A 24669-nucleotide genomic window follows, 5' to 3' on the forward strand; every position below is an offset into this window, starting at 1 on the left:
CATACTGCTTCTTACAGCTTTGCGTCCATGCTAAAGTTGCAGGCGTTTTTCTCAGCATTTGGCGGATCATGAGCTATCAGGTACTTGCCCGTAAATGGCGCCCTCGCACCTTTGAAGATATGGTGGGGCAGGAACACGTTCTTCAGGCGTTAATTCACGCATTGGAAAACCAGCGCCTGCATCACGCTTATCTGTTTACCGGCACCCGGGGCGTGGGTAAAACCACCATTGGGCGTTTGCTGGCCCGCTGTCTTAATTGTGAAACCGGTATTACGCCACGGCCTTGCGGCACTTGCTCCAGTTGTGTGGAAATTCAGGAAGGCCGGTTCGTTGATCTGATTGAAATTGATGCTGCATCCCGCACTGGCGTGGATGACATGCGGGAGTTGACAGATAACGTTCAGTACGCGCCCAGCCGCGGCCGCTATAAGGTGTACCTCATCGACGAGGTGCACATGCTCACCAATCAGTCGTTCAATGCATTTCTCAAGACCCTTGAGGAACCGCCAGAGCACGTGAAGTTTTTGCTGGCCACTACAGACCCCCAGAAGTTACCCGTAACGGTTCTATCACGCTGTTTGCAATTTAATCTCAAGCGTATGACGCCTGAGCATATTGCAGGGCACCTCACAAACGTTCTTACTGCTGAAAGTATTCCTTTTGAAGAGCCGGCGCTTTGGTTGCTGGCTCGCGCTGCCGACGGCAGTATGCGGGACGCCCTGAGCCTCACAGATCAAGCGATTGCGTTCGGTAACCAGAAGCTTTCTGCCAGCGATGTTAGCAGCATGCTGGGTACGATTGACCAGCGGGATATTGAGCGGATTGTAAATGCACTGGTGGAGCGAGACGGCCCGGCCTTGCTGGCGGAAATAAGCCGTATCTCGGATTTTGCGCCGGATTACAGCATTATACTCGCGGATCTTCTGTCGCTGTTTCATAGGGTCACCATGGAACAAGTGGTTCCGGGAAGTGCTGATAATGCGCTTGGGGACGCTGCGCAAGTGCAGATGCTCGCCCGTAGCTTAAGTGCGGAAGATGCTCAATTGTTTTATCAAGCTGCTCTAATAGGCCGAAAGGATTTAGCGATTACTCCCGATGCCCGTATGGGTTTCGAAATGACACTGCTCCGCATGCTTGCTTTTCGCCCCGGCTCTGATCGCCGCGCACCACCGGCTGTGAGTACTGCGGGTTCTGGAACCGAGGGAGAATCCCGCGACGAACCTGAGCCTGCGCCGACTGTAACAGAGCCATCTCAGGCTGTTAGTGCCTTACCGTCTGAAACAAAACCAGAGCTAAAGCCAGAGCCGAAGCCTGAACCAGAGCCAAAACCAGAGCCAAAACCAGAGCCAGAGCCTGAATTAGCCCAGAGTGAGCAGGCACCTGTTCAAGCTGAGCCGCAGGGCTACGCAGATGCACCAATAGATGATGCCTGGTTGGCCAGCCTTGATGCCCAAGCGGAGTCGCAGCCAGATTATTCCGAGCCCGAGCCCGAGCCCGAGCCCGAGTCCGAACCCGAGCCCGCTGTAGACGGAGAGTTTGTCTGGGAACGGGATTTTCGCAGTCTTGGCATTATCGGTATGCCAGGTAATCTGGCCAGCCATGGTGCTATGTCTCGCGCCGAAGACACCATTACGCTGTTAATCGACGAAGGCCATGCCCGTTTGTTGAACGACAGGCATGAAGAAAAAATTGTGGCTGCCTTGAGAAAACACTTTGGCGACGCCATTCAGTTAAAGATAGAGCAGGGCGACCCCGGCCCCAACACGCCAGCCGCTTATGAAGAGCGCCAACGCAAAATACGCCAAAGCGCGGCGGAGGACTCAATTCGCAATGATCCATTCGTGCGATCTATTGTGGAACGGTTTGAGGCGCGGGTAGTCGAAGATAGTATTAAGCCGATAAGCGATCGTCCAACACAGACAAGCAGGAGATAAAAGATGCTGAACGATATGGGCGGGCTGATGAAAAAAGCCCAAAAAATGCAGGAAGAAATGCAGAAAGCTCAGGAAGAGGCAGCAAAAGCGGAAATTGTCGGCGAATCCGGCGCGGGCATGGTAAAAGTAACCATGAATGGCCGTCACGATGTTCGCAGGGTAGAGATTGATCCATCTTTGATGACAGAAGAAAAAGATGTTTTGGAAGACTTGCTGGCTGCGGCTGTTAACGATGCCGTGCGCAGGGTAGAGGCCAATCAGAAAGATGCAATGTCGGGCATGATGTCCGGTATGGGTATGCCACCCGGATTTAAGATGCCGTTTTAAAGTTTTTTCTTTAGCCTGTAGTTTGAGGATGTTTCATGGCATTCAGCCCTCTGGTTGATGAACTCGTTGAATCCCTCCGGTGTTTGCCGGGTGTGGGCCAGAAGACTGCCCAGCGCATGGCTTTTCACCTGCTTGAGCGGGCCCGTTCTGGTGGCACCCGGCTTTCGGATGCGTTGAGTAACGCCATGGAGGGGGTTCGCCGTTGCGAGAGCTGCCAGAACTTTTCCGATACCGAAGTGTGTGGCATTTGTGAGAACCCTGTTCGCAGTAACGGTACTCTCTGCGTGGTGGAGAGCCCCTCGGATTTGTTGGCCATTGAGCAGGCTGGTGATTACAAAGGCAGTTATTTTGTTTTGATGGGGCACCTGTCACCTATTGATGGAGTTGGCCCCGATGAAATCGGTATCGAACGACTCTTGCGCCGGGTACGCTCAGAAGGTGTTACTGAACTTATTCTTGCGACCAACCCTACGGTGGAAGGCGAGGCGACAGCCCATTATATTTCTGACCGACTCGACGGCTCCGAGATTCTCATCACGCGGCTTGCCCACGGTATACCAGTGGGTGGCGAGCTTGGTTACGTTGACGGCTTTACTCTCACTCATGCGTTCCGCGGCAGAAAACCCCTGCTTGATTGACTCCGCATCGGCGCCTAGACGGCGTTTTTAACTGGCTTTTTCTATGACACTTCCTCTTACCGCTATTGATGTACCGCCGGCCCCTGAAACCATTGAGTGGATTACCCAGCCGGAAGAGCTAAACCAGTGGCTGGACAGCGCTCCGGGGTTCCCCCTTGTTCTTGACACAGAATTTGAGCGGGTAAATACCTTCTATCCCATAGCGGGGCTGGTTCAGCTCGGCCTCGGAAACAGTTTTTGCCTAGTGGACCCCGATGTGGCGGAACAGTCTTCCCGCTTTCGGGAGGTTCTTGCCGACCCGGCAGTAACGAAGCTGCTGTATGCCATGAGTGAAGACCTTGAGCTGTTTCGTGACTGGCTCAATATTAAACCGAAAGGTGTCGTGGATTTACAAATCGGTGCTGCTTTGGCTGGGGCCGGTTTTTCTGTAGGTTACGCCCGCCTTGTGGAGACGCTGTTCGGTGAGGTTTTGGATAAGTCTGTCACCCGCTCAGATTGGATATCCCGCCCTTTGAGTGATGCCCAGCAGCGCTACGCGATAGAAGATATACGCTTTCTTGAACCTATGCATCAGTGGGTTACTGCACACCTGAAAGAGCGAGGGCTTGAAGCGGCGCTTGCAGAAGAGTCCACCCGCTTTGCCGACGAACTCGCAGGGCAGGACGACCCGCACCATCATTACCTTCGCCTGCGTGGCGGCTGGGCTTTAACCGCTCAACAGCAGCTTGTTCTCAAAAAGTTGGTGGTCTGGCGCGAGCTCGAAAGCAGAGAGCGTGACCGCCCGCGGGGCAGGGTGTTGGCAGATCCTCTGCTTATTGCCATTGCAGATCGGCTACCGCAGTCCCTCAACGACCTATCTAATATTCAGGGTGTTCCGGGTGGCGTAGTTCGGCGTTATGGCGAAGCCTTGCTTAAGCTTGTTGCAGAGGGGCGTAACGCTGATACTTCTGGGCTAGAACGTATTGCGCCACCACTGAGTCGGGACCAGCAGGCATACTTTAAAAACTTGAAACGATTTTTTAGAAGTGCGGCAGAAGTTGCTGATATTCCTATAGAATTACTTGCCCCAAGAAAACGTTTGGAGAAAGTGGTACAAGACAAAAGCTTGGCTGACAGCCCGTTTTTCCATGGCTGGCGCACGAGAATTCTTGCGCCGGTAATGAACGATATCGAGGATTACCTGCAATCATGAAAGATCGGGAATTTGTGTCTGTTTTCCGAAGCAGCAAAAAAAGCGATACCTATATCTTTGTTCGTCGTGGACAGAAGTGGGAAGAGTTGCCTGAAAGCCTTAGAGGGATTTTTGGTAACCCGATTCACTCCATGGATCTGGTTATGACGCCGGAGCGCAAGCTTGCCAGAACAACCGGTGAGCAGGTGCTCAACGCGCTTGCTGAAAAAGATTTCTTTTTGCAGATGCCGGAAGAACAAGACTCTTATGTTGTCGATTTTCGTACCAAGCCGGGGCTGAGAAACTCATGATTGCGCAAATCCCATTCTGGCAGCGCAAGCGCCTGAGCGAGATGACGCAACAAGAGTGGGAGTCCCTGTGCGACGGTTGCGGGAAATGCTGCCTTAACAAACTCGAAGATGAAGACACAGGCGAGGTTTACCATACTGACTTGGTTTGCCGTTTTATGGATGAAAACACCTGCCAGTGCACAGTGTATTCCGAGCGGCTTGAGAAAGTACCGGGCTGTACAGTGCTGACACCGGGTACGGTGAACGATTACCATTGGCTACCTCACACCTGCGCATACCGTACCCTGGCAGAGGGCCGGCCTCTTGCTGATTGGCATCCCCTGCGCAGCGGGAGCCCGAATTCGGTTCACGAGGCCGGTGTATCCATACGCCACAAAGTTATCCGTGAGGATAAAGTGGCGGAAGAAAGCTGGGAAGAACACATCATTCACTGGGTTCTGTAATGATCGATACTGACGCACAAATTGCTTACGGCATCTTCTGGGCCGCTTACGCTATCGCTTTCGTTGTGTTTTTTTACATGATGAAAAAGCTGTTCCGGTTTTTGCCGTTGTACGGCCTGCGCACCCTTCTGCTCGCCGCGTTAGTAGCCCTATTGCTGACGCCTGTAGAATCCCCTGAACTGGCAGGCTGGTGGATACCCGCTTGGCTGTTCGGAGGCTATGAGCAGATTCTGGGTGACGCAGATAACGCTGGCAGAGCGTGGCTGAATCTTAGTATCGGGGGGCTTGTTATGCTCTTGGTCTGGATTCTAGACATGGTCCGTTACCGTTTGTCACGGCGCTGAGACAACCCAATTCATTGAGTCTGAGAATAACAATGCCAAGATCCTTTACGCTGGTTTTCTTCATTGCTTTAATAATGCCCGCAACGCTTTGGGCTCAGGGCGCCGCACCGCTGAAATTGCCGGAAAGCCCGGATGTACGCATCATTGTGGATATTTCGGGTTCGATGAAAGAAACCGACCCGAATAACCTACGGCAGCCAGCTGTAAGGCTGTTAGCAAGGGTGATCCCTGAAGGCAGTACCGCGGGCGTTTGGACCTTCGGGCAGTATGTGAACATGCTGGTGCCCCACGGTGAAGTGACGGATGCGTGGCGCGAAACCGCGATTGAACGCTCACAAAAAATAAATTCCGTAGCCCTGCGCACAAACCTTGGTAAAGCCATTGAAGTCGCTAGTGATGATTTTGTAACCGGTTGCACCCTTGAGAACACCCACTTCATTCTGCTAACCGATGGCAAGGTAGATATATCAAACAGCGCCGACGTTAATCAGGCGGAAGAAAAGCGAATTCTTGGTGGTGTTCTTGATTCGCTGGTTGCACAAGGCGCCACTTTCCATCCCGTTGCCTTGTCAGAGCAAGCGGATGCAGAGTTCCTGAAAACTCTTGCTACAAAATCACAGGGTAGCTTCCGGGTTGCAGACACGGCAGAGTCTCTTAATCTCGCTTTTCTCGATGCTCTGAACACCGCTGCCCCGCAGGAGCAGATTCCTATTGAAGGCAACGCCTTCACTGTGGATGCCGGAGTAAACGAATTTACCGCATTGATATTTCGTGGCGCGGCCGCAGAGGGTGAGCAAGTTGAATCCGCCGAACTAGAACTGGCTAGACCTGATGGAGAAACCCTTCAGCAATCAGACCAGCCAGACAATGTTCGCTGGGCAAGAGAAGCAGCCTATGACCTTATAACCATCAAACAGCCCCTTGCTGGGGAGTGGCGCGTTAAAGGTGAGCTTGGCGAAGGTAGTCGCGTTACGGTAGTCAGTGATTTGAGAATGGTGGTTGCGCCGATACCTGCAACGTTTACCGCTGAGTCTCCAGTGGATATTCGTGTGGCCTTCTTCGAAAAAGAAGAAAAAGTAACCAATTCTGAATTTCTCAACGTAATGAGTGTAACTCTAAGCCTGACCTCTGAAGACGGTCGTAGCGGCAGCAAGACGTTGTCTGCAGATCAGCCACCTGCGGATGGTGAGTACTCGGATTCCATCAGCAAGTTGCCGGTTGTAGGCTTGTACCGGATAGATGTTGTTGCCGATGGCAAAACGTTTGCGCGTAAATTTACCGCCACAACCGAATTTTTAGTGCCTGAGGGCATGGTTGAGCCGAGTCTTGAGTCGCCTATTGACGTAAGTATGGCCGAAACGGCCGAGCAGGCACCGCCAGATTCTGAGCCTGAGCCAGTTGTTGAACCCGAACCTGAGCAGAAGCCAATAGTAGAGCCAGAGCCCGCGATTGAGCCCGAACCTGAAGCGCCGGAGGCTTCGGCTGCACCAGAACTTGAAGAAACTCCAGAAGAGCCCACAGCCCTGTCCATACCCTTATGGATGATCGGCGCGGGAGCAGGGGCGTTCGTGCTTTTAGCATTGATTGTGTTCTTGCTTATACGCAAGCGTCGCAAGGCTGCAACTGCAGAAGAAACAACGCAAGAAGACGCCGAAGATTTGGATGAACTGCAACAGGCAATGGCAGATATTGAAGCCGAAACGCCTGTTGTAATGCCCGAGCCCGAATCAGAATTAGAGCCAGAGCCAGAGCCAGAGCCAGAGCCAGAGCCAGAGCCAGAGCCAGAGCCAGAGCCAGAGCCAGAGCCAGAGCCAGAGCCAGAGCCAGAGCCTGAACCAGAGCCTGAACCTGTGCTGGAGCCAGAACCAGTATTGGAGCCTGAGCCGGAAGAAGAGGATATACCCGTAGCTGATACGGTGGTTGAGCCGGAAGAAGATATTCCAGAGCTAACCGAGCAGGCGGAAGATGATGAAGAAGAGTTCGGTCTGGATGATTTTGACCTGTCTGAATTCGACGATTTACCCGATTACGATGATCCGGATAAAAAACCGGATGATGAACAGAAAAAGTAACCAACAGGAATCTTACACATGAAGTTTACCGGTACCGATAAATACGTAGCCACCGATGACCTGCAAATGGCCGTAAATGCGGCTATCACGCTGCAACGACCACTGTTGATCAAAGGCGAGCCCGGCACCGGCAAAACCTTGCTGGCCGAGGAAATGGCGAGTGCTCTTGGTATGCGCTTAATTCCCTGGCATATCAAATCCACCACCAAGGCACAGCAAGGATTGTACGAGTATGATGCGGTATCTCGTTTGCGGGATTCCCAGTTGGGCGACGAGAAAGTCAAAGATATCAGCAACTACATTGTTAAGGGCAAGCTGTGGGAGGCTTTTGAAGCCGATGAACAGGTGGTGCTGCTGATTGATGAAATCGACAAGGCCGACATCGAATTCCCCAACGATCTGCTGCTGGAGCTGGATCGCATGGAATTTTACGTTTACGAAACCCAGCAGTTGGTGAAAGCGAAAAATCGGCCCATCATTGTCATCACTAGTAACAACGAAAAAGAGCTGCCGGACGCCTTCCTGCGCCGCTGTTTCTTCCACTACATCAGCTTCCCGGACCACGACACCATGAAGAGCATTGTGGATGTCCACTTCCCGGGTATTCAGCAGCAGGTAGTAAAGGATGCGCTGGAAGTGTTCTTCGACGTGCGCAAAGTGCCGGGCCTAAAGAAAAAACCTTCCACTTCTGAGCTGATTGACTGGTTAAAGCTGCTGATGGCAGACGAACTCACAGCAAAGATGCTTCAGGAAAAAGATACCAGTTCGGCGCTGCCGCCTTTGTACGGTGCTCTGGTAAAAAATGAGCAGGATGTCCACTTGCTGCAAAAACTGGCGTTTATGGCTCGCCGTCGCGGCTGAAATTCGGCAAGAGTGCGGTTTTATGTTGATTGATTTTTTTCTCGAAGTGCGACGGGCCAAGGTGCCTGCCAGCCTGCGCGAATTCCTCGATCTGTTGGAAGCGCTGCAACAGCGCCTAGCTTTTGCGGATATGGAGGAGTTCTATTATTTGGCGCGGGTGTGTCTGGTAAAAGACGAGCGCCACTTCGACAAGTTTGATCTGGCCTTCAAATCTTATTTTGAGGGTATAGAGCATCTGGATCAGATGCTGGAAGCTTTGATTCCCGATGAATGGCTTCGGGCAGAATTTGAGAAAAACCTGACAGAGGAAGAAAAAGCCAAGATCGATTCCCTGGGTGGCCTCGAAGAACTGATCGAAACCTTCAAAAAACGCATGGAAGAGCAGAAAGAGCGGCACGCGGGCGGAAACAAGTGGATAGGCACCGGCGGAACATCGCCGTTTGGTGCAGATGGCTACAACCCTGAAGGTTTCCGTATCGGCCAGAAAAAAGGTCGCCACGGCCGTGCTGTCAAAGTGTGGGAGAAGCGCGAGTTCAAAGATCTGGACGACAGCGTAACTCTTGGCATTCGGAACATTAAGGTTGCCCTGCGGCGGTTGCGTAAGTTTGCCCGTCAGGGCGCGGCCGACAAGTTGGATATGGATGACACTATTCGTTCAACAGCCCGAAATGCAGGTTACCTAGACCTAAAAATGGTGCCTGAGCGCCACAATGCGGTCAAAGTTCTGATCTTCTTTGATGTGGGTGGCTCTATGGACCCTCACGTGCGGGTCTGCGAAGAATTGTTCTCAGCTGCACGTACAGAGTTTAAGCACATGGAGTACTTCTACTTTCATAACTTTGTATATGAGAGTGTGTGGAAGAACAACATCCGTCGCATGAATGAAACAACCAGCACTTGGGATGTCCTCCACAAGTATTCGCCAGACTACAAAGTGATTTTCGTAGGCGACGCCACCATGGCGCCCTATGAAATTTCCCATGCGGGCGGGTCCATCGAACACTGGAACGAAGAAGCCGGCGCCACATGGTTTCAGCGTATCAGTGATCACTTCCGCAAGGTTGTTTGGATCAACCCGTTACCGGAAGGGTATTGGGGAACCGGCGGCTCCTTGGGCATGACCAGACAGTTGGTGAATGACCATATGTATCCGCTCACAGTGGAAGGTCTGGAATCGGCTATGAAACATCTGAGCAAATAGAAAAACGCCGATGCTGCCCGGCATCGGCAAAGCCCGCCACATCAAACCCGAGCTTCGGGTTTCCGATTTGGTGATCTGGATACCGTTCTTGAGTGTTACCAAGTGTTACTCTTCCTGCCAGCTTGAAATAGAGACGGCAGGAGCAGGGGCTTATGTTTGGCCTAGACAAAACACAAGTGTACCGGAGCGGCAAGCGAGTTAGATTCGTTTCAGAATTAGGCTTCGGCCTTATGGCTGCGCTATTAGTTGCTGCTGGTTCGGTTTTCGCATCCGCTCTTGACGACGAAATTGCCGCGTTAAAAACCGAAGTGTCCGCCCATTCGCGGGATGTATATGAGCTTGAGCAAAAAGTGCTTCACCCGGTTGATACGCGGCTGGCTGTTTTCCTAACGCTTGCCAGCCCGGATGGTCTGGATCTCGACTCGGTGGAGCTGTATGTTGACGGAACACCTGTCGCTGCCCACCATTACAGTCTCCGTGAAAGCGGTTCGCTAGAGCAGGGTGGCATCCAGCAGCTTTTCACAAGCAATCTGGCCAGTGGTTCTCACGAACTGAAAGCGATCATTACAGCCAGAGCCGCCAACGATCGCTTCGTGCGACGTGAGTCCTCCCATCGTTTTCAAAAACGTCCGGGCGCCCTTCGCTTGCAAATGGCCCTTGAAGCCAAGGCACCTGATTTTGAACCCCGCGTTTCTTTTGTAGAGTGGAAGTAGCCAGTCATGAGGTTGTCTTTGCTGAGCTACGTTCTGCTTCCTGTGTGCGTGTCGGGTTTGTTACTGACCTCAGCCCACGCAGCGCAGCCCACGCCGTCAGCGCTTGAAGCGGGCCTTGAGCAATTCGCTCAGGCAAAGACCAGTTGGTATTCGAACGGCCATTCCGATATTAGCCGCAAATCAAAGCAGCAGAAGCTTTACGAGGAAGCTGAAGCAGCCCGCGCCAGCGGAGACGCTGAAAGGGCAGGCAAGATCCTTGCAACTATGTCTGAGGGGTACTGGTCTGCTGTTGGGTACCTTAATCTTTCCGGAGACTATGCCCGGAATGATCTAAATCCGTCGCGGGCTTTGGTTGCTCTGCGTGTGGCCTTGGCTATGGCCGACAAGGATACAGACGCCGAGCGAAAATCAGCTTTGCGTAGCCGCATCCTGTTGCGTGCCGGCTACCTTGCCTACACAAATTCAGAGTATGAGAAAGCGATTGGATTTCTCGAAAAAATTCCGCTCGATAGCCATAGAACACCCCAAGCACTTTACTTTCATGGTTTAGTGCTAGCGGAGGACGGCAACTACCGAGCAGCAATGCAGAGCTGGCATCGTGCGAAGAAATACCCTCTCGCGTACCCCGGTGTTGCAGATGCTTGGTTAGGTATGGCACGCGGCTATGACCTTGCCGGTTATCTCGGCCAAGCAGGCGAGGCCTACCTAACAGCTAACGCAACCTATGAAGGTGAGAGAGCCACCTTGCGTATGCTGACAAGCCAGATTGAAGAGCAGGGCGCTTACAAGGCGCTTGTTCTGGATGCGCGGGATCAAAGCTACGGTACAGCCGCCAGTGGTAGTTCCAGTAACGCGGGTTTTGGTAGCCCCAAGGTTGAGTGGTTCCTAGCTGATAGCCGCACACTCGCCCAGCCCCGTGTGGCTTATTTATTGAGTTTTATGGAGCAACCAATTGCCCAGAAAGCCGTTGGTCGGGTGGCTGAGTTGGCAGCAATGGCAAGCCAGTTAGAACGCAACGCCCACGACCTCGGTATCTTTATTACAGCCATGCAGAATCAGCTTAAATCCAAGGGTGTTGATCGCCAAACTGCAGCACAAGAAGACCGATTGAAGGCTCAAAACAAACGTCTGCAAGATCGGTTGAGCGGGCTTGTGGATCGGTTGGATAGAGCGAGGTTAAGTCCAGACCAGATCTCACAATTTAGAATTCTGAAAACGACTCTTTCTGATGCGGGTCAGCGGCTTGAGAAATTCCAAAGCAGATCGGCACTTCGTTCCGACAACCTGAACCAACTGCTCGCCGATGCTCGGAGCTTGCGTAAACAGTCGCTGCAGCATCTTGAGTCGGTTAAAGGTTTGCGCAATCAGGCGGAAGCGTCGTTGGATCGACTAGCCCTAGATTTTGTATCGGCCCAAGACCAAAAAATGGTGTTGGCTCTGGATAAAACCGAGCAGAGAATTGCCTACCTGTATGAGTATCTGGCTTTGAAGGAACTTGATTCCGTGGAGCTGGAGCGATGAAAAGTCTGCGCATTTTACTATTACCCCTTAGTTTGTTTTGTAGCGCCTCTTATGGGCAGGAGTCGTTTAGCGTAGAACTGGGGCAAGACGGCGAAACCATCGCAGATATGCGACCCGTATTCCTCAAATTCGAATCCCGGCCGCTTCCAGCGATCTCTCCTGCAGAAGTTGCCAGACGTTACCAGAGGCTATTCAAAAAATCCGACGAGCCCAGTGTGCGAGTTGATGCGCTGAACCGCCTCGCCAATATCCGTGATCGCTCCGGTCAAGACATAGGATTTACCCCGGAGGAGGAAACGGAAATGTATCGGCAGGTCATTGAAAGCTACGAGACCATTCTGGAGCGTGGCGGATACAGCGGCCCAATGGACGAGCTCTTGTATCAGATGGCAAAAGCTCATGCGTTAATCGGCCAGAATGACGCCTCTGTTAAACGCCTCCAACAATTAGTTGGCCAGTACCCCAATTCCGCTCTTGTTGCCGAAGCTAGATTCCGGGTGGCCGAGTCCGCATTTGCTGACGGTCGCTATGTAGAGGCCGAGGCGGAATACGGCAAGCTTGTTGATGGCGAAGGCGCAGCTGGCGACCTGAAAAACAAGGCTCGCTACATGCTCGGGTGGTCCCTTTTCAAGCAGGGCCCGCAAGCCTGGGAACGTGCGGGCCAAAGGTTCGTTGCGGTGCTGGATGAATCCATCCCAAGCACTTCAAGTCTTAACCAAATTCCTGAGTCCAGTGTAGATAGCATTGACGACACCCTCCGTATACTCGCGCTCATGGCCAGCCGCCGAGACGGTGCAGAAACTTTAATGGGCTGGTTGGAACCGGAAGCGTCACGTTCCTGGACACCTTTGGTGTTTGACCGCCTAGCTGATTTGTACGCAGTGCAAAACAACCCTGAAGCCAGTGTCGCCACTAACCGGGCATTTGTGAGCTACTTTCCCGAACATCCGCAGCGGGCTGGTTTTATGAGTCAGGTTGTGGATGTGTGGAGCGCTGCTGACAGGTCGGTAAAGGCAAGAGACGCAATGGCTGACTACGTTGGGTTGTTTAACGATCAGGCGGATTACGCGGGGCTAGACGATGGTTATCGTACTAAGTGGCGTGAGTTTAGTCGTTTTCTTGCAGATTTTTATTACGCTCAAGGCGATGACGGGAAAGGCAGCCGCGTCGAAAACTACAGGGCAGCGGCAAGCTATTACGAAGGTTTGGCAAGTCGCAGTGATGCGGGTGGCGAGTTTTACCGGCTTGCTGGCGACGCCTGGTTACAGGCAGCGGCTTATCCGGCGGCGCTTGAGAACTTCCAAGTGGCGGCCTATGAACTGCCGGGTTACGACTATGCCGCAGATGCCGGGTGGGCAGCTGTTGTTTTAATTCGAGCAGGTGCCAGCGGTGAGGCGGCTTCATCGGAATTCAATCCAGACCTTGCCGATCTTTCTGTTGAGGCGGACCGTTTCATAGCACGGTACGGCGCGGACAACAGAGCACCAGAGTTGCTGGCTTATCTAGGCAATCGTTGGCTTGACTCCGGTAATAACGATTTGGCTTTGCAGTATGCTGTGCAAGCGGTCGATCATTCAAAGGCAGCGCCAGAAACGCGCTACGCTGGCTGGCTGGTCACGGCTCAAGTGCATCAAAATACGACAGAATACAGTCTTGCCGAAGGTGCCTGGCGTGAGGCTTTGGCTCTGGCCTCCAGCGATTCAGCAACGCCCACTATGGAACAGGAAGCACCGGAGCTGCGTCAGCAACTTGCCACAGCCATTTACAGGCAGGGCGAACAGGCCGCCGAGGCGGGCAAAACAGCAATTGCTGTGGCACATTTTCAGCGAATTGAGACAGTTCTACCCGGCTCGGAAATCGCCGTTAAGGGTCGTTTTGATGCAGCAAATACGTTGCTCAAAGCATCCGATTGGCAGCCTGCAATCAATGAACTCAACCGCTTCAGGGCTGATTATCCTCGCCACGCTTTGGTCTCGGATATTGGTGAAAAGCTCGTTCTGGCTTATACCTCGTCAAGCCAACCCATTCGGGCGGCGAAAGAGCTTATGGACATTGCCGATAACCCAAGCACACAGTCGGAGACAACTGGTGGTGATGCTTTGAATTATCGGCTTCGAGCGGCGGAGCTGTTCCACGTTGGTGAAGCATTCGATCAGCGCAATGCTGTTTATGTGGATTATCTTGCGACTAGCCCGATGGCAGCAAATGCCGAAGAGCATATTCGTCTGCAAACCATGCGTCACCGATTAACAGAGTCGGGCGCCGACCCCTCGCAGTGGCGTGCAAAACTGGTATCTGCCGAGCTAGCGAGTGACTGGCATTCCACGCAGACGTTGCAGTGGGCTGCTCGAGGCTCGTTGGTCATGGGGGCCGAGGCAGCCGCAAAGTTTGGAGGCATTGAGTTGAGCATGCCCCTTGAGGAATCGCTGGCGCGTAAACAGCTTGCCATGGAAACAGCCCAAACCCATTTCCGTAATGCTGAGTCTCTTGGCGGTGACAAAGTGCTGCCAGAGTCTTTGTATCGCCGAGCTGAACTTCACCGCATTATGGCTCGGGACCTTATGGCCTCCACTGCGCCAGACGATTTAAATGAGCTAGAGCAGATGCAATACACAATGCTGCTTGAAGAAGAAGCCTATCCGTTTGAAGAGCGTGCAATTGCTTTGCATTCAGAAAATCATCAGGGCATTGCCACGACAGGTTTTAATGTTTGGATCGAAAAAAGCTTGGATGTTCTGGCTAAGCTGCACCCCGGACGCTACGATCGCTCGCTGCGTTGGATGAGTGTGGCAGATGATGGAGAGAATGATGGTGTCTGACTACTATTTACTTTCTCTTCGTTTACCAAAAGCCTTGCGAGCTTTTTGCCAGTTCGCCGCACTGAGTTTGTCGTTTGCTCTCGCAACTCTAATGGTTGGCTGCGCGACGCAACCTGCAGAGCCCAAGGTTAAGCCGACGGTGGTTGACCCACAGCAGGCGCTTGTATTTGTTCAGCAAGGCTCCTTGGCCTATGAGCAAGGCGATATTTCCGGCGCAATTAAAGCTTGGCAGCGGGCCGTTGAACTCAACCACAACGACGCCGCAACGCTCAACAATTTGGCTCTTTTGCTTAAACAGAAGCACCGCTTTCAAGAGGCGGCTGAGCTACTGGAAACCGGAATCAAGCAGTCACCGACTGTCGCCGATCTGCATTACAATCTTGCGGTTATATCCGAGCTCTATTTGTTGGATCTCGATAGGGCGCTTACCCATTACAAGCGCTATCAAGCGCTATCAGCTGATGAAGATAAAAAGGTAACTGGATGGGTCGCGGATCTGGAAAGGAGGCTGGACTAAATGATGAACAGGACTTTCTGGTTGATGTTACGGGATGCCTTTCGTTTCCTCATTGGCCTTTCCCTGACTGTTATTCTAGCCTTTGTGGCTCCTTTTTCATGGGCTGCAACCGAATCCACTAAAGAAGCGGGGGCTGCTAACACCCGAGAAAGTTCAGTGCGTCTTAGCATAGAGGGGGTTTCTGCCAGCGTGGGCGAAGACGAGCCGCGGGTACTGAATATCCTGCCTTGGCGTGCCCCCACTCTGCCGCGTCGACCGAGCGCGGAATTGGAAGGCAGTGCGTCTGATCTTGTTCAGCCTCTAGACGCCATTGTGCTCGAGCGCCATAGGGTCTTCCGCCAAAGCCTTGGCGGCGCCCATCACGGCCCGCAGCCGGGAGCGCGTCGATGACAGCTATGAACGCTAGGCTTGCCAATGGCGACTTTGACCTGACCAAAGGGCTGGGTAAAGCAGCTATGTCTTCGTTGTCCTGGAGCCGGGAAGAGGGCGAGCGCCTGCGAATGCTTGTAATCACCGTGCTGGCGCTTCTGTTTTTTGTGCCCCTAGCCATTGTGATTCCAATCCTTGATGTTCCAGAGCCTGCTCGGGAACAAGTGGAGAGCCTACCGCCTCAACTCGCCAAATTGCTTGTAGAGCCGAAGCCGGTTGAAAAGCCGGTGCCGGAGCCCGTCAAGGAGGTAGTGGAGCCAGAACCGGAACCCGCTGAACCGGAGCCGGTAAAGCCGGAACCGATTCCGGAGCCTGAGGTAGCCAAGCCTGCTCCACTTCCACCGGTTCAACCGGTTGAGCAAACGCCAAAACCTGTCAAGCAAACTGTAGAGCAGGCGCGGGAGAAGGCGTCCCGTTCTGGTCTTTTGAGCATGAGAGACCGATTGGCCTCCATGCGCCAGCCGGCACCCACAGCGGCTCCGGTCATTCAGGCCAATGCCGATACTACGGCTGAGTCCATAAGTGGGGCTAGTTCCAGCGCCCAGCAAGTAAATGACGCACTCAAAAGCAGTGGCGGTGTGAAGGATGCGCAGGCACCACGCGCAGAGGTTGCCGTTGCCGGGCACGATGTGAGAAAAGTCGAAGCCGTGGCGCAACCTGAGCCCGTTACCGCAAGCACGACCGTCGGAACCCAAAAGTCGTCTGGGGGCGAGCGCGCAATGAGCAACATCCGTAAGGTGTTCGACTCAAGTAAAACGGCTTTGTATTCGCTTTATCAAAGAGAGTTGCGCAAAGACCCGACTTTGGCGGGTCGAGTAATGCTTGAGTTGGTCATAGAGCCAGACGGTTCAGTGTCTGCCTGCAAGGTAGTTAGCTCCGAACTCGAAAACCCGGCGCTGGAACAAAAAATTGCGATGCGCGTGCGCTTGTTTAATTTTGGCGCAGCGAATGTTGAAACCCGGAAAGTGAGATTTCCAATTGACTTCCTTCCGGGTTGAAGCGGTCTTTAAGCTACCGGATTAACTTGCAATGGTGATTTTAGGAAGGTCTGGCCTATACGGGCGGGACTTTTCCGTTGGTGCAATCACCTTGGCTTCCCCGGTAACAACCTTCTGATTATTTTGGTTGAGCACATTGCACTGGATTATTACCCGGTTTTTTGGGGCTTTGCTCAACACAGTGAGATGAACAGTTACCGTATCGCCAAGCTTTACAGGGCGCTTGAAGGAAAGAGTCTGATCTAAATACACGGTGCCAGGGCCCGGCATAACCATGGCTAGAGCGGCAGAAATCAATGATCCACTCCACATGCCGTGAGCGATCCGCTCCCCGAACATGGAGCCCGCGGCAAACTCTGAATCCAAGTGCACGGGATTAAAGTCGCCGGAGGCGGCGGCGAATAAAACCAGTTCGTCCTCCGTGAGCGTTCGTGTGAATGTGGCTGTATCCCCCTCGTTTAGCTCGTCATAGGTAATATTCACTAGAGTATCAAGGGTGTCGCTCATCAAGTGGTCCATGGCTAAAGTGTGTGGGTTCTGATCTTTTTCAGAAGACCGCTGAAACTACCTCATCGTTAACAAAACTGCTATTCTCTTCCCACTTTTTTAGGCTGATACTTATGTCGGGTTGATCCATACGTCGCTCGGTGTTTGTAAATCATGATAAATAGAAGCGCCAGATCAGGAGATGGTGATGGATTTCGAGAAGTTCTATCAAGACAAATACCCTGCCAGTGTTCCCCGCGATGTTGATCTGAACAAATACAGTAGCATGGTGGATGTATTTGAAACGGCGGTTAAAAAGTACTCGAATCGTCCCGCCTTCAGTGCTGTAGGTGCCACTCTCACGTACGGTGAGCTGGATACCCAAACTCGAAACTTCGCTGCCTGGTTGCAGAATAAAACGGACCTAAAGCCCGGCGACCGCATTGCTGTGCAAATGCCGAATTTAACCCAGTATCCGGTTGTGGTTTTTGGCGCCATGCGTGCAGGCCTGATTGTGGTGAACACTAACCCGCTTTATACCACCCGCGAGATGGAACACCAGTTTAACGATTCGGGTGCGAAAGCATTGGTAGTGCTGGCCAACATGGCGGAAAACGCGGAAAAAGTTCTGCCCCATACCAGCATTGAGCACGTGATTGTTACCGAAATTGCCGACATGCATTCGCCCATCAAGCGCACGCTTATGAATGCTGTCGTCAAGCACGTTAAGAAAATGGTACCCCCTTTCAATATCCCTCAGGCCCACAAGCTACCAGCGGTTCTCAGCGCCGGAGCCCGGGAAAAGTTTACGCCTGTAGAGTGCAAGCAGGATGATATAGCTGTGCTTCAGTACACCGGCGGTACAACCGGTGTTGCCAAGGGTGCCATGCTCACTCATGGCAATTTGGTAGCTAACCTGTTGCAGGTTCGCCCGATGATGGAAGACACAGTTATAGAAGGGCAGGAAATAGTAATTGCACCCCTACCGCTGTACCACATTTATTCTTTTACTCTGAACTGCGGCATTATGCTTGAGGCCGGTGGCCACAACATTCTGATCCCCAACCCCCGTGATATTCCGGGCTTTGTAAAAGAGTTGCAGAACCACAAATTTACAGCATTTTTGGGTCTCAACACGCTGTTCGTTGCTCTGTGCAACAACGAAGAGTTTCAGGATCTCGATTTCAGTCACCTCAAGCTCACATCCTCCGGTGGTATGGCCTTGACCAGCGACACTGCAAAAATGTGGGAGCGTGTTACCGGTTGCCCGATTTCCGAAGGATACGGCATGACGGAAACCTCTCCGGTGGTCACCTTCAACCCGCGCAGCGCTATACAGCTGGGCACCATTGGTTTGCCAGTGCCATCAACTCAGGTCAAGACAATTGATGATGACGGCAACGAAACCAAGCTTGGTGATCCGGGTGAGCTGTGTGTGAAAGGCCCGCAGGTTATGCGTGGCTACTGGCAGCGCCCGGAAGATACCCGCAAATCGTTTACTGAAGACGGCTACATCCAAACTGGCGATGTTGCCGTAATTCAGGAAGATGGCTATATACGAATTGTCGATCGCAAGAAAGATATGATCATCGTTTCCGGGTTTAACGTGTTCCCGAATGAGATCGAAGATGTTGTGAGCAGCCACCCGAAAGTGGTCGAGTGCGCAGCAGTTGGTGTTCCCGATGCCAAGAGTGGAGAGGCTGTTAAGGTGTATTTGGTCGCTACCGCTGAAGGTGTTACCGAGAACGAACTGAAAGAGTTCTGCCGCGAGCGACTCACCGCCTATAAAGTGCCTCGTTTCTTTGAATTCCGCGATGAGCTGCCGAAAACTAACGTAGGTAAAATCCTACGCCGTGAGCTGCGCGACGAACCGGGTAATAAGTAATCACTTTGACTCAGCAATCCAGTGATAGGTTTTCAGTAAAAGCCGCAATAAAGGCGATGACGGAGCAGTTGGATGTCTGCAATCAGCAGGAAGCTGCCCGCATCGCTAAATTGGTTGCAAGAACCAAAGGAAAGCCCGGCCAGAAAGATTTAGAAAAGATGGCCAAGTGGCTTGAGCGCGGGCTTGCAAAGGTGCAACAGCGCCAAGCCCTGCACAAGCCGGCTAGCTTTCCTGAAGGCTTGCCGGTTTCTGATCGTGTAGACGATATTCGCGAAGCGATTGAAAACCATCAGGTTGTTATTGTTGCCGGCGAAACCGGCTCCGGTAAAACCACCCAAATACCCAAAATCTGCATGAACATGGGTCGCGGTATTCGCGGCATGATTGGCCACACGCAGCCAAGGCGCATCGCTGCCCGCAGCGTGGCTGCCCGCATTGCCGATGAGCTGGGCGAGCAGGTTGGCCAGCAAATTGGCTATCAGGTGCGGTTTACGGATAACACCTCCGAGCAATCCCGGGTCAAGGTTATGACCGACGGTATACTGCTGGCTGAAGTCCAGCATGACCGTTTTCTTGACCGCTACGACACGCTGATTATCGATGAGGCCCATGAACGCAGCCTGAACATCGACTTCCTGCTGGGTTACCTCCGGCAGTTGCTTCCCAAACGGCCTGACCTGAAAGTTATTATTACCTCCGCGACAATCGAAGTGGATCGCTTTAGCGAGTTCTTTGATAAGGCGCCGGTGCTTGAGGTTAGTGGAAGAACCTTTCCTGTCGATATACGTTATCGCCCGCTCGTGGGCGATGAAGACGATCGTGATCAGGGATGGAACGATGGTGTTCTGGCTGCTCTGGATGAAATTGAACAGCACGAACGTAGCGGGAAGTTGCCTCCGGGTGATGTGCTGGTGTTTTTGCCCGGTGAGCGGGAAATTCGCAACCTGAGCAAAGTGCTACGCCACGCTGAGCTTCTGCATACAGAAGTATTGCCCCTATATTCCCGGTTGAGTAATCAAGAACAGAATCGGGTATTCCAGAGCCACCGTGGCCGCCGTATTGTGCTATCGACCAACGTGGCGGAAACGTCTCTCACGGTGCCGGGTATTCGCTATGTTATCGATACCGGTGTTGCGCGAATCAGCCGCTACAGTGTGCGCTCGAAAATACAGCGGCTACCCATCGAACCTGTCTCTCAGGCCAGTGCCAACCAGCGGGCAGGGCGTTGTGGTCGGGTTGCACCGGGCATCTGTTTTCGTCTTTACGATGAAACCGACTTTCTTAACAGGCCAGAGTACACAGACCCAGAAATACTGCGCACTAATTTAGCCTCCGTTATTCTGCAAATGGCCACCTCCGGGCTTGGTGAAATTCGCAACTTCCCGTTTCTGGAAGCGCCGGATAAGCGGATGATCAACGACGGCTACAAGCTGTTGGAAGAACTAAGCGCTGTGGATGGCCAGCGCAGAGTAACAAAGCTTGGGCGCACCATGGCGAAACTGCCCTTGGATCCGCGCTTGGCCCGAATGCTGGTAACGGCTGCCGATCAAGGCAGTTTGGCAGAAACACTAACCATTATTGCTGGCTTGAGCGTTCAGGATCCGAGAGAGCGGCCGCAGGACAAACAGCAGGCTGCCGATCAAGCCCATGCACCGTTTAATGACAAAGAATCCGACTTTGTTACTTTGCTTAACATCTGGAATTTCTACGAAGAGCAAAGGCAGGAGTTGTCCCAAAATCAGCTTAAGAAAATCTGCCAAAAGAGCTTTCTAAGCTGGATGCGCATGCGGGAATGGCGCGATATTCACAGACAACTTACGCTGATCTGCCGTGATCAGAAGCTGTCGTTCAACAAAGAAGCTGCCTCATACGAAGCCATGCATAAGGCGATTTTGGCCGGGCTGTTGGGGCAGGTGGCGACTAAGATAGAGAAAAAAGAGTATCTGGCTACGCGCAACCGCAAGGTGCTGATCTTTCCCGGCTCCAAAGTATCCAAAACCGGTCCCAAGTGGATCGTGGCTACTGAAATCGTGGAAACCAGCCGGGTGTTTGCCCGCATGGTGGCGGCTATTCAGCCCGAATGGATAGAGCCTTTGGCCGGGCACGTTGTGAAGCGGCATTATTTTGAGCCGCACTGGGAGCAGAAAAGAGCTCAGGTAATGGGGTATGAAAAGATTACCCTCTATGGCCTTGATGTGGTGCCCAAGCGGCCCATCGCATTCAGCAAAATTGATCCGGTTGAATGCCGTAATTTGTTTATCCGCCATGCATTGGTAGAGGGCGACTATCGATCGAAAGCGCCGTTTATAAGTCGCAACCGCGAGATGTTGGTCAGCGTAGAGGATCTTGAGAAGAAAACCCGCCGTCGCGATCTTCTGGTTGACGATGAGGTGCTGGTTAGCTTTTACGATGAGCGTTTACCCGCAGAAATCGTGAGTGGGCGCCATTTTGAAAGCTGGTGGAAAAGCCTAACCGCCGAAGAACTGCGAAACCTTGAGCTGACAGAAGCGGATGTGCTCCAGCGGCCGGTTGATGCACAAGCGGCAGATCTATATCCGGATTTTCTGGAGTGGGAGGGTGTTCGTTATCCGCTCAGCTATGAGTTTGAGCCCACCAGCGAACGCGATGGCGTTACTCTACAAGTGCCTCTTATGGCGCTGCGCCAGATTCCGTCCCGGCGTTTGGAGTGGCTGGTGCCTGGTTTGCTCAGGGAAAAGTGCATTGCGCTGGTGAAAGGATTACCAAAAGCCCTACGGCGAAACTTTGTGCCCGTGCCGGATTTTGTAGACGCCGCCATAGCCAACCTCCAACCGTCGAATGAACCTCTTGCACTTCAGCTTGGTGAACAGCTACGCAAGATGACGGGCGTACAAATTGACCCTGAAACCTGGCCAAAAGATGAATTGCCCCGCCACCTAAGGATGAACCTGAGAGTTCTTGGAGATGGCGGTAAAGTGATTGCAGAAAGCAGGGAAGCAGTCGAGCTTCAGGACCAACTTGAAGGGCGGGCCGAGGCGGCCTTGGCATCGGCAACCCGTGAAAGCACGGATCAGGAACCCGCTGGCGAATACACGGAGTGGGAGTTTGGCGAGTTACCGCAGCAGGTTCAGACCGAAAAGGGCGGTATGCAAATCACGGTTTACCCGGCGCTGGAAGACTTAGGTAAGCGCGTGAAAGAAATTCGCTGCCTTGATCGCCTTACAGCGGAAGATTCAACCCGCAAAGGTATTGCGCGGCTTATCCTGAATCGCTTTGGTAATACGTTGGATGATCTTGAGCGCAAGCTTCCGCGCTTTAAAAAGTCGGCCCTGATGTTTGCGCCTATCGGGCAGGCAAAAGTGCTTTTGGACGATTTACTTCTTGCGACGGTAATAGAGCATTTTTTACAGGACAAAATGCCTTATACCCGTGAAGCTTTTGATACGCTGGTTGATCGCCATAGGGGTGACTTTATTCCCGCTCTTGAACAGGCGGACGAACGGCTTTACCAAGCCATGCTCGGTTACCAGAAAGTTGCCAGACAGCTCAAAGGTAAGATTAATTTGGCTCTGGCAAACAGCATGTCGGACTTGAAGTTTCAGATGCAAAACCTTGTTTATCCGGGTTTTTTGGTTGAAACACCGTCTCAATGGTTGACTGAATTCGGTCGTTATTTTGAGGCTGCTTTGGTTAGGCTGGAAAAAATGCCCAGAGAAATGGGCCGTGAGCGGGAGTTCCTACACCTTATGGAACCCTTGTGGGCCCGTTACGCAAAAAAGCGCGATGAGCAGCAAAAACAGGGGGTTCGTGACCCGGAATTGGTTCTCTATCGCTGGATGCTTGAAGAGTTCCGTGTGTCGTTTTTTGCCCAGCAACTGGGAACGGTGATGACGGTTTCAGCCAAGCGTATTGATAAACAATGGCAGCTAACCAGAGTTTGACCGTTTAGTTTTCGCCTTAGGTAGGGTTTCTGCGGGCGGGCAAAATCTACGGACTGTGTTAGTATTTCTGAAAGTACGATATTCCTTTTTTTCTATTTTCATATTCATGTCGTGGGGTTAGCGTGATAAAAGCCGTCATTAGCGGAACCGGTCTGTACACACCGCCAGCAACCATCGATAACGATGAACTGGTTGAAGCCTTTAACCAATTTGTCGAGATGTATAATTCCGAACATGCCGATGCCATTGCGCGCGGTGAAACGGAAGCCTTGCAGCCTTCATCCTCGTCGTTTATCGAAAAAGCCTCGGGAATCAAACGCCGACATGTTATCGATAAAACCGGCATTCTTGATCCTAAACGCATGGCTCCATACATTCCTGAGCGCAGCAACGATGAGCCTTCGGTACAGTGTGATATGGCTGTTATCGCCTGTAATGAAGCCTTGGCGCAGGCTGGTAAAAAAGCCAGCGATGTAGATTCAGTTATTGTTGCGTGCTCTAACATGCAACGCGCTTACCCGGCCGTTTCCATTGAAGTGCAGAGCGCTTTGGGCATTGATGGCTTCGCCTACGACATGAACGTAGCCTGCAGCTCTGCAACGTTTGGGCTGCAAGCCGCGGTTAACTCGGTTGAAAGCGGTGCTGCGCGCGCCGTGTTGGTGGTTAGCCCGGAAATTTGCTCTGGCCACCTGAACTTCCGGGAGCGCGACAGTCACTTTATTTTCGGTGATGCTTGTACCGCCATTTTGGTGGAGCGTGAAGAAAATACTGAGTCAAACCAAGGGTTTGAAATTCTGGGCACTCGCCTGAAGACGACCTTCTCGAACAATATTCGCAACAATTTCGGCTTCCTGAACCGGGCGGACGAGTCTGGTATTGGTAAACCCGATAAACTATTTATCCAGCAGGGTCGTAAGGTATTTAAGGAAGTTTCACCGTTGGTCGCGGAAACCATTCAGGGCCATCTCCAGAGTCTGTCGTTAGCGCCAGATGATCTGCGCAGAATGTGGCTGCATCAGGCCAACCTGAATATGAACCAGTTAATCGCCCGCAGGGTGCTTGGCCGGGACGCAACTGAAGAAGAGGCTCCGGTAATTCTTGATGAATACGCCAACACCAGTTCTGCGGGCTCCATTATTGCGTTTCATAAACACAAAGATGATTTTGCCAGTGGTGACGTTGGGGTTATTTGTTCCTTCGGTGCCGGGTACTCCATCGGCAGTGTTGTAGTGCGCCGACGCTGATAGCGAAAACCAACAACCCAAGAGTTGAGCATGACAAAATTTTCACCCCGGGGCTGGCTTGTTGCCATGCCGCTCACGGTCATGTTGGCAGTGATTTTTTCAGCAGCGCCCGCTTTGGCTCAGAACGCACCAGAGCCTGTCCCCGAGAGCGCACCCACGGTCAATCCGCAGGACCCGTATGAAAATTGGAACCGAAAGGTTTACAGTTTCAACGACAGCATTGACCGTTGGGCGTTGAAGCCCGTAGCAAAGACCTATCGCACGGTGGTGCCAGACTTTGCCGATCGCGCTATCACTAACTTTTTCAACAACCTCTCCGAGATTCGGAACTTCACCAACAGCGTGCTTCAACTGAAGGGGGAGTCCGCTGTTGTTGCATTTGGTCGGTTCACTTTCAACACAGTGTTCGGCCTTGGTGGTTTGTTCGATGTTGCAACAGCATTTGATTTGCCGGAAAGGCCTGAAGATTTCGGCCAGACTCTTGGTTACTGGGGTGCTGGCTCCGGCCCCTACCTCATGTTGCCGTTTCTTGGGCCATCCAGCCCCCGGCATCTAACGGGTTTGGGTACAGACGGCTTTGTGTTCCCATCTGCCTGGGATGACGTCCATAGCCCTGAAACTTACTATGCAAGAGGGCTTCAAGTTGTGGACAAGCGCGCCGATTTAATACCTGCAGAGGGTTTTATTTCCGGAGACGCTTACACGTTCGTTCGCAATGCCTTCCTGCAACGAAGAGAGTTTTTGATTAACGATGGCAAGGTAACCAAAGACCCGTTTGCCAGTGACGATAATGACGATCTAATGCTGGATGACTTCTGAGTCATATCGCCATTCA

General features: G+C 52.5%; 21 protein-coding genes. 20 read left to right on the forward strand and 1 reads right to left on the reverse strand.

The window, feature by feature from the left end:
• The first annotated feature begins 68 nt into the window (after window positions 1-68).
• The 16 genes from dnaX to MWU62_RS09010 all read left to right on the forward strand — a co-directional run bounded on the left by dnaX (window position 69) and on the right by MWU62_RS09010 (window position 16299).
• A complete protein-coding gene (gene dnaX / locus MWU62_RS08930) occupies window positions 69-1934 on the forward strand; it encodes a DNA polymerase III subunit gamma/tau (protein ID WP_247114530.1) in 1866 nt (621 codons plus the stop codon).
• A 3-nt stretch (window positions 1935-1937) separates the two neighbouring features.
• Complete coding sequence (locus MWU62_RS08935) at window positions 1938-2261, forward strand: YbaB/EbfC family nucleoid-associated protein (RefSeq protein ID WP_216009031.1); 324 nt, start codon at window positions 1938-1940, stop codon at window positions 2259-2261.
• 35 nt (window positions 2262-2296) lie between these two features.
• The gene (gene recR, locus MWU62_RS08940) at window positions 2297-2899 is read left to right on the forward strand and encodes a recombination mediator RecR (RefSeq protein ID WP_247114531.1); all 603 of its coding nucleotides are present in this window, start codon (window positions 2297-2299) and stop codon (window positions 2897-2899) included.
• Window positions 2900-2942: 43 nt separating this feature from the next.
• The gene (locus MWU62_RS08945) at window positions 2943-4091 is read left to right on the forward strand and encodes an HRDC domain-containing protein (protein WP_247114532.1); all 1149 of its coding nucleotides are present in this window, start codon (window positions 2943-2945) and stop codon (window positions 4089-4091) included.
• A complete protein-coding gene (locus tag MWU62_RS08950) occupies window positions 4088-4381 on the forward strand; it encodes a YcgL domain-containing protein (RefSeq protein WP_200360730.1) in 294 nt (97 codons plus the stop codon). Before MWU62_RS08945 ends, MWU62_RS08950 begins: the two co-directional genes overlap by 4 nt.
• Window positions 4378-4824 (forward strand): YcgN family cysteine cluster protein, encoded by a 447-nt coding sequence (locus MWU62_RS08955; RefSeq protein ID WP_247114533.1) that lies wholly within the window; start codon window positions 4378-4380, stop codon window positions 4822-4824. Before MWU62_RS08950 ends, MWU62_RS08955 begins: the two co-directional genes overlap by 4 nt.
• Complete coding sequence (locus MWU62_RS08960) at window positions 4824-5168, forward strand: hypothetical protein (protein WP_200360726.1); 345 nt, start codon at window positions 4824-4826, stop codon at window positions 5166-5168. Before MWU62_RS08955 ends, MWU62_RS08960 begins: the two co-directional genes overlap by 1 nt.
• Window positions 5169-5200: 32 nt before the next feature.
• On the forward strand, window positions 5201-7240 hold the full coding sequence (locus MWU62_RS18930; protein ID WP_281494844.1) for a vWA domain-containing protein: 2040 nt from the start codon (window positions 5201-5203) through the stop codon (window positions 7238-7240).
• Between the two features lie 18 nt (window positions 7241-7258).
• Window positions 7259-8101, forward strand: a complete 843-nt coding sequence (locus tag MWU62_RS08975) for a MoxR family ATPase (RefSeq protein WP_247114534.1) — start codon at window positions 7259-7261, stop codon at window positions 8099-8101.
• Window positions 8102-8123: 22 nt separating this feature from the next.
• Window positions 8124-9302, forward strand: coding sequence for a VWA domain-containing protein (locus tag MWU62_RS08980; protein WP_247114535.1), 1179 nt, complete (start codon window positions 8124-8126; stop codon window positions 9300-9302).
• Window positions 9303-9454: 152 nt separating this feature from the next.
• Window positions 9455-10015, forward strand: a complete 561-nt coding sequence (locus tag MWU62_RS08985; protein ID WP_247114536.1) for an AraC family transcriptional regulator — start codon at window positions 9455-9457, stop codon at window positions 10013-10015.
• Between the two features lie 6 nt (window positions 10016-10021).
• Window positions 10022-11536: a hypothetical protein gene (locus MWU62_RS08990; RefSeq protein ID WP_247114537.1), complete on the forward strand. Its 1515-nt coding sequence runs from the start codon at window positions 10022-10024 to the stop codon at window positions 11534-11536.
• Window positions 11533-14355, forward strand: a complete 2823-nt coding sequence (bamD, locus tag MWU62_RS08995) for an outer membrane protein assembly factor BamD (protein WP_247114538.1) — start codon at window positions 11533-11535, stop codon at window positions 14353-14355. The genes MWU62_RS08990 and bamD overlap by 4 nt, the downstream gene beginning before the upstream one ends.
• On the forward strand, window positions 14330-14872 hold the full coding sequence (locus MWU62_RS09000; protein ID WP_247114539.1) for a tetratricopeptide repeat protein: 543 nt from the start codon (window positions 14330-14332) through the stop codon (window positions 14870-14872). The genes bamD and MWU62_RS09000 overlap by 26 nt, the downstream gene beginning before the upstream one ends.
• A complete protein-coding gene (locus MWU62_RS09005) occupies window positions 14873-15262 on the forward strand; it encodes a hypothetical protein (protein WP_247114540.1) in 390 nt (129 codons plus the stop codon).
• Window positions 15259-16299, forward strand: coding sequence for an AgmX/PglI C-terminal domain-containing protein (locus MWU62_RS09010; protein WP_247114541.1), 1041 nt, complete (start codon window positions 15259-15261; stop codon window positions 16297-16299). The genes MWU62_RS09005 and MWU62_RS09010 overlap by 4 nt, the downstream gene beginning before the upstream one ends.
• 21 nt (window positions 16300-16320) lie before the next feature.
• Here MWU62_RS09010 and MWU62_RS09015 read toward each other — a convergent pair whose 3' ends face one another.
• The gene (locus tag MWU62_RS09015; protein ID WP_247114542.1) at window positions 16321-16806 is read right to left on the reverse strand and encodes a MaoC/PaaZ C-terminal domain-containing protein; all 486 of its coding nucleotides are present in this window, start codon (window positions 16804-16806) and stop codon (window positions 16321-16323) included.
• A gap of 187 nt (window positions 16807-16993) precedes the next feature.
• On the opposite strand from MWU62_RS09015, the gene MWU62_RS09020 reads away from it, so the two are divergent.
• The 4 genes from MWU62_RS09020 (at window position 16994) to MWU62_RS09035 (ending at window position 24653) form a co-directional block, all read left to right on the forward strand.
• The gene (locus tag MWU62_RS09020; protein ID WP_247114543.1) at window positions 16994-18670 is read left to right on the forward strand and encodes an AMP-binding protein; all 1677 of its coding nucleotides are present in this window, start codon (window positions 16994-16996) and stop codon (window positions 18668-18670) included.
• Window positions 18671-18726: 56 nt separating this feature from the next.
• Window positions 18727-22590, forward strand: a complete 3864-nt coding sequence (gene hrpA / locus MWU62_RS09025; RefSeq protein WP_247114705.1) for an ATP-dependent RNA helicase HrpA — start codon at window positions 18727-18729, stop codon at window positions 22588-22590.
• 122 nt (window positions 22591-22712) lie between these two features.
• On the forward strand, window positions 22713-23834 hold the full coding sequence (locus MWU62_RS09030) for a beta-ketoacyl-ACP synthase III (RefSeq protein WP_247114544.1): 1122 nt from the start codon (window positions 22713-22715) through the stop codon (window positions 23832-23834).
• A 30-nt stretch (window positions 23835-23864) separates the two neighbouring features.
• Window positions 23865-24653: a VacJ family lipoprotein gene (locus tag MWU62_RS09035; RefSeq protein WP_247114545.1), complete on the forward strand. Its 789-nt coding sequence runs from the start codon at window positions 23865-23867 to the stop codon at window positions 24651-24653.
• The last annotated feature ends 16 nt before the right edge of the window (window positions 24654-24669 follow it).

The sequence above is a fragment of the Marinobacter sp. S6332 genome (assembly GCF_023016045.1).
Classification (GTDB): Bacteria; Pseudomonadota; Gammaproteobacteria; order Pseudomonadales; family Oleiphilaceae; genus Marinobacter.

What these genes read in the sequence shown, in the direction of transcription:
- dnaX (WP_247114530.1), top strand. Translation starts at nt 69, where the DNA reads ATGAGCTATCAGGTACTTGCCCGTAAATGGCGCCCTCGCACCTTTGAA.
- MWU62_RS08935 (WP_216009031.1), top strand. Translation starts at nt 1,938, where the DNA reads ATGCTGAACGATATGGGCGGGCTGATGAAAAAAGCCCAAAAAATGCAG.
- recR (WP_247114531.1), top strand. Translation starts at nt 2,297, where the DNA reads ATGGCATTCAGCCCTCTGGTTGATGAACTCGTTGAATCCCTCCGGTGT.
- MWU62_RS08945 (WP_247114532.1), top strand. Translation starts at nt 2,943, where the DNA reads ATGACACTTCCTCTTACCGCTATTGATGTACCGCCGGCCCCTGAAACC.
- MWU62_RS08950 (WP_200360730.1), top strand. Translation starts at nt 4,088, where the DNA reads ATGAAAGATCGGGAATTTGTGTCTGTTTTCCGAAGCAGCAAAAAAAGC.
- MWU62_RS08955 (WP_247114533.1), top strand. Translation starts at nt 4,378, where the DNA reads ATGATTGCGCAAATCCCATTCTGGCAGCGCAAGCGCCTGAGCGAGATG.
- MWU62_RS08960 (WP_200360726.1), top strand. Translation starts at nt 4,824, where the DNA reads ATGATCGATACTGACGCACAAATTGCTTACGGCATCTTCTGGGCCGCT.
- MWU62_RS18930 (WP_281494844.1), top strand. Translation starts at nt 5,201, where the DNA reads ATGCCAAGATCCTTTACGCTGGTTTTCTTCATTGCTTTAATAATGCCC.
- MWU62_RS08975 (WP_247114534.1), top strand. Translation starts at nt 7,259, where the DNA reads ATGAAGTTTACCGGTACCGATAAATACGTAGCCACCGATGACCTGCAA.
- MWU62_RS08980 (WP_247114535.1), top strand. Translation starts at nt 8,124, where the DNA reads ATGTTGATTGATTTTTTTCTCGAAGTGCGACGGGCCAAGGTGCCTGCC.
- MWU62_RS08985 (WP_247114536.1), top strand. Translation starts at nt 9,455, where the DNA reads ATGTTTGGCCTAGACAAAACACAAGTGTACCGGAGCGGCAAGCGAGTT.
- MWU62_RS08990 (WP_247114537.1), top strand. Translation starts at nt 10,022, where the DNA reads ATGAGGTTGTCTTTGCTGAGCTACGTTCTGCTTCCTGTGTGCGTGTCG.
- bamD (WP_247114538.1), top strand. Translation starts at nt 11,533, where the DNA reads ATGAAAAGTCTGCGCATTTTACTATTACCCCTTAGTTTGTTTTGTAGC.
- MWU62_RS09000 (WP_247114539.1), top strand. Translation starts at nt 14,330, where the DNA reads ATGATGGAGAGAATGATGGTGTCTGACTACTATTTACTTTCTCTTCGT.
- MWU62_RS09005 (WP_247114540.1), top strand. Translation starts at nt 14,873, where the DNA reads ATGATGAACAGGACTTTCTGGTTGATGTTACGGGATGCCTTTCGTTTC.
- MWU62_RS09010 (WP_247114541.1), top strand. Translation starts at nt 15,259, where the DNA reads ATGACAGCTATGAACGCTAGGCTTGCCAATGGCGACTTTGACCTGACC.
- MWU62_RS09015 (WP_247114542.1), bottom strand. Translation starts at nt 16,806, where the DNA reads ATGAGCGACACCCTTGATACTCTAGTGAATATTACCTATGACGAGCTA.
- MWU62_RS09020 (WP_247114543.1), top strand. Translation starts at nt 16,994, where the DNA reads ATGGATTTCGAGAAGTTCTATCAAGACAAATACCCTGCCAGTGTTCCC.
- hrpA (WP_247114705.1), top strand. Translation starts at nt 18,727, where the DNA reads ATGACGGAGCAGTTGGATGTCTGCAATCAGCAGGAAGCTGCCCGCATC.
- MWU62_RS09035 (WP_247114545.1), top strand. Translation starts at nt 23,865, where the DNA reads ATGACAAAATTTTCACCCCGGGGCTGGCTTGTTGCCATGCCGCTCACG.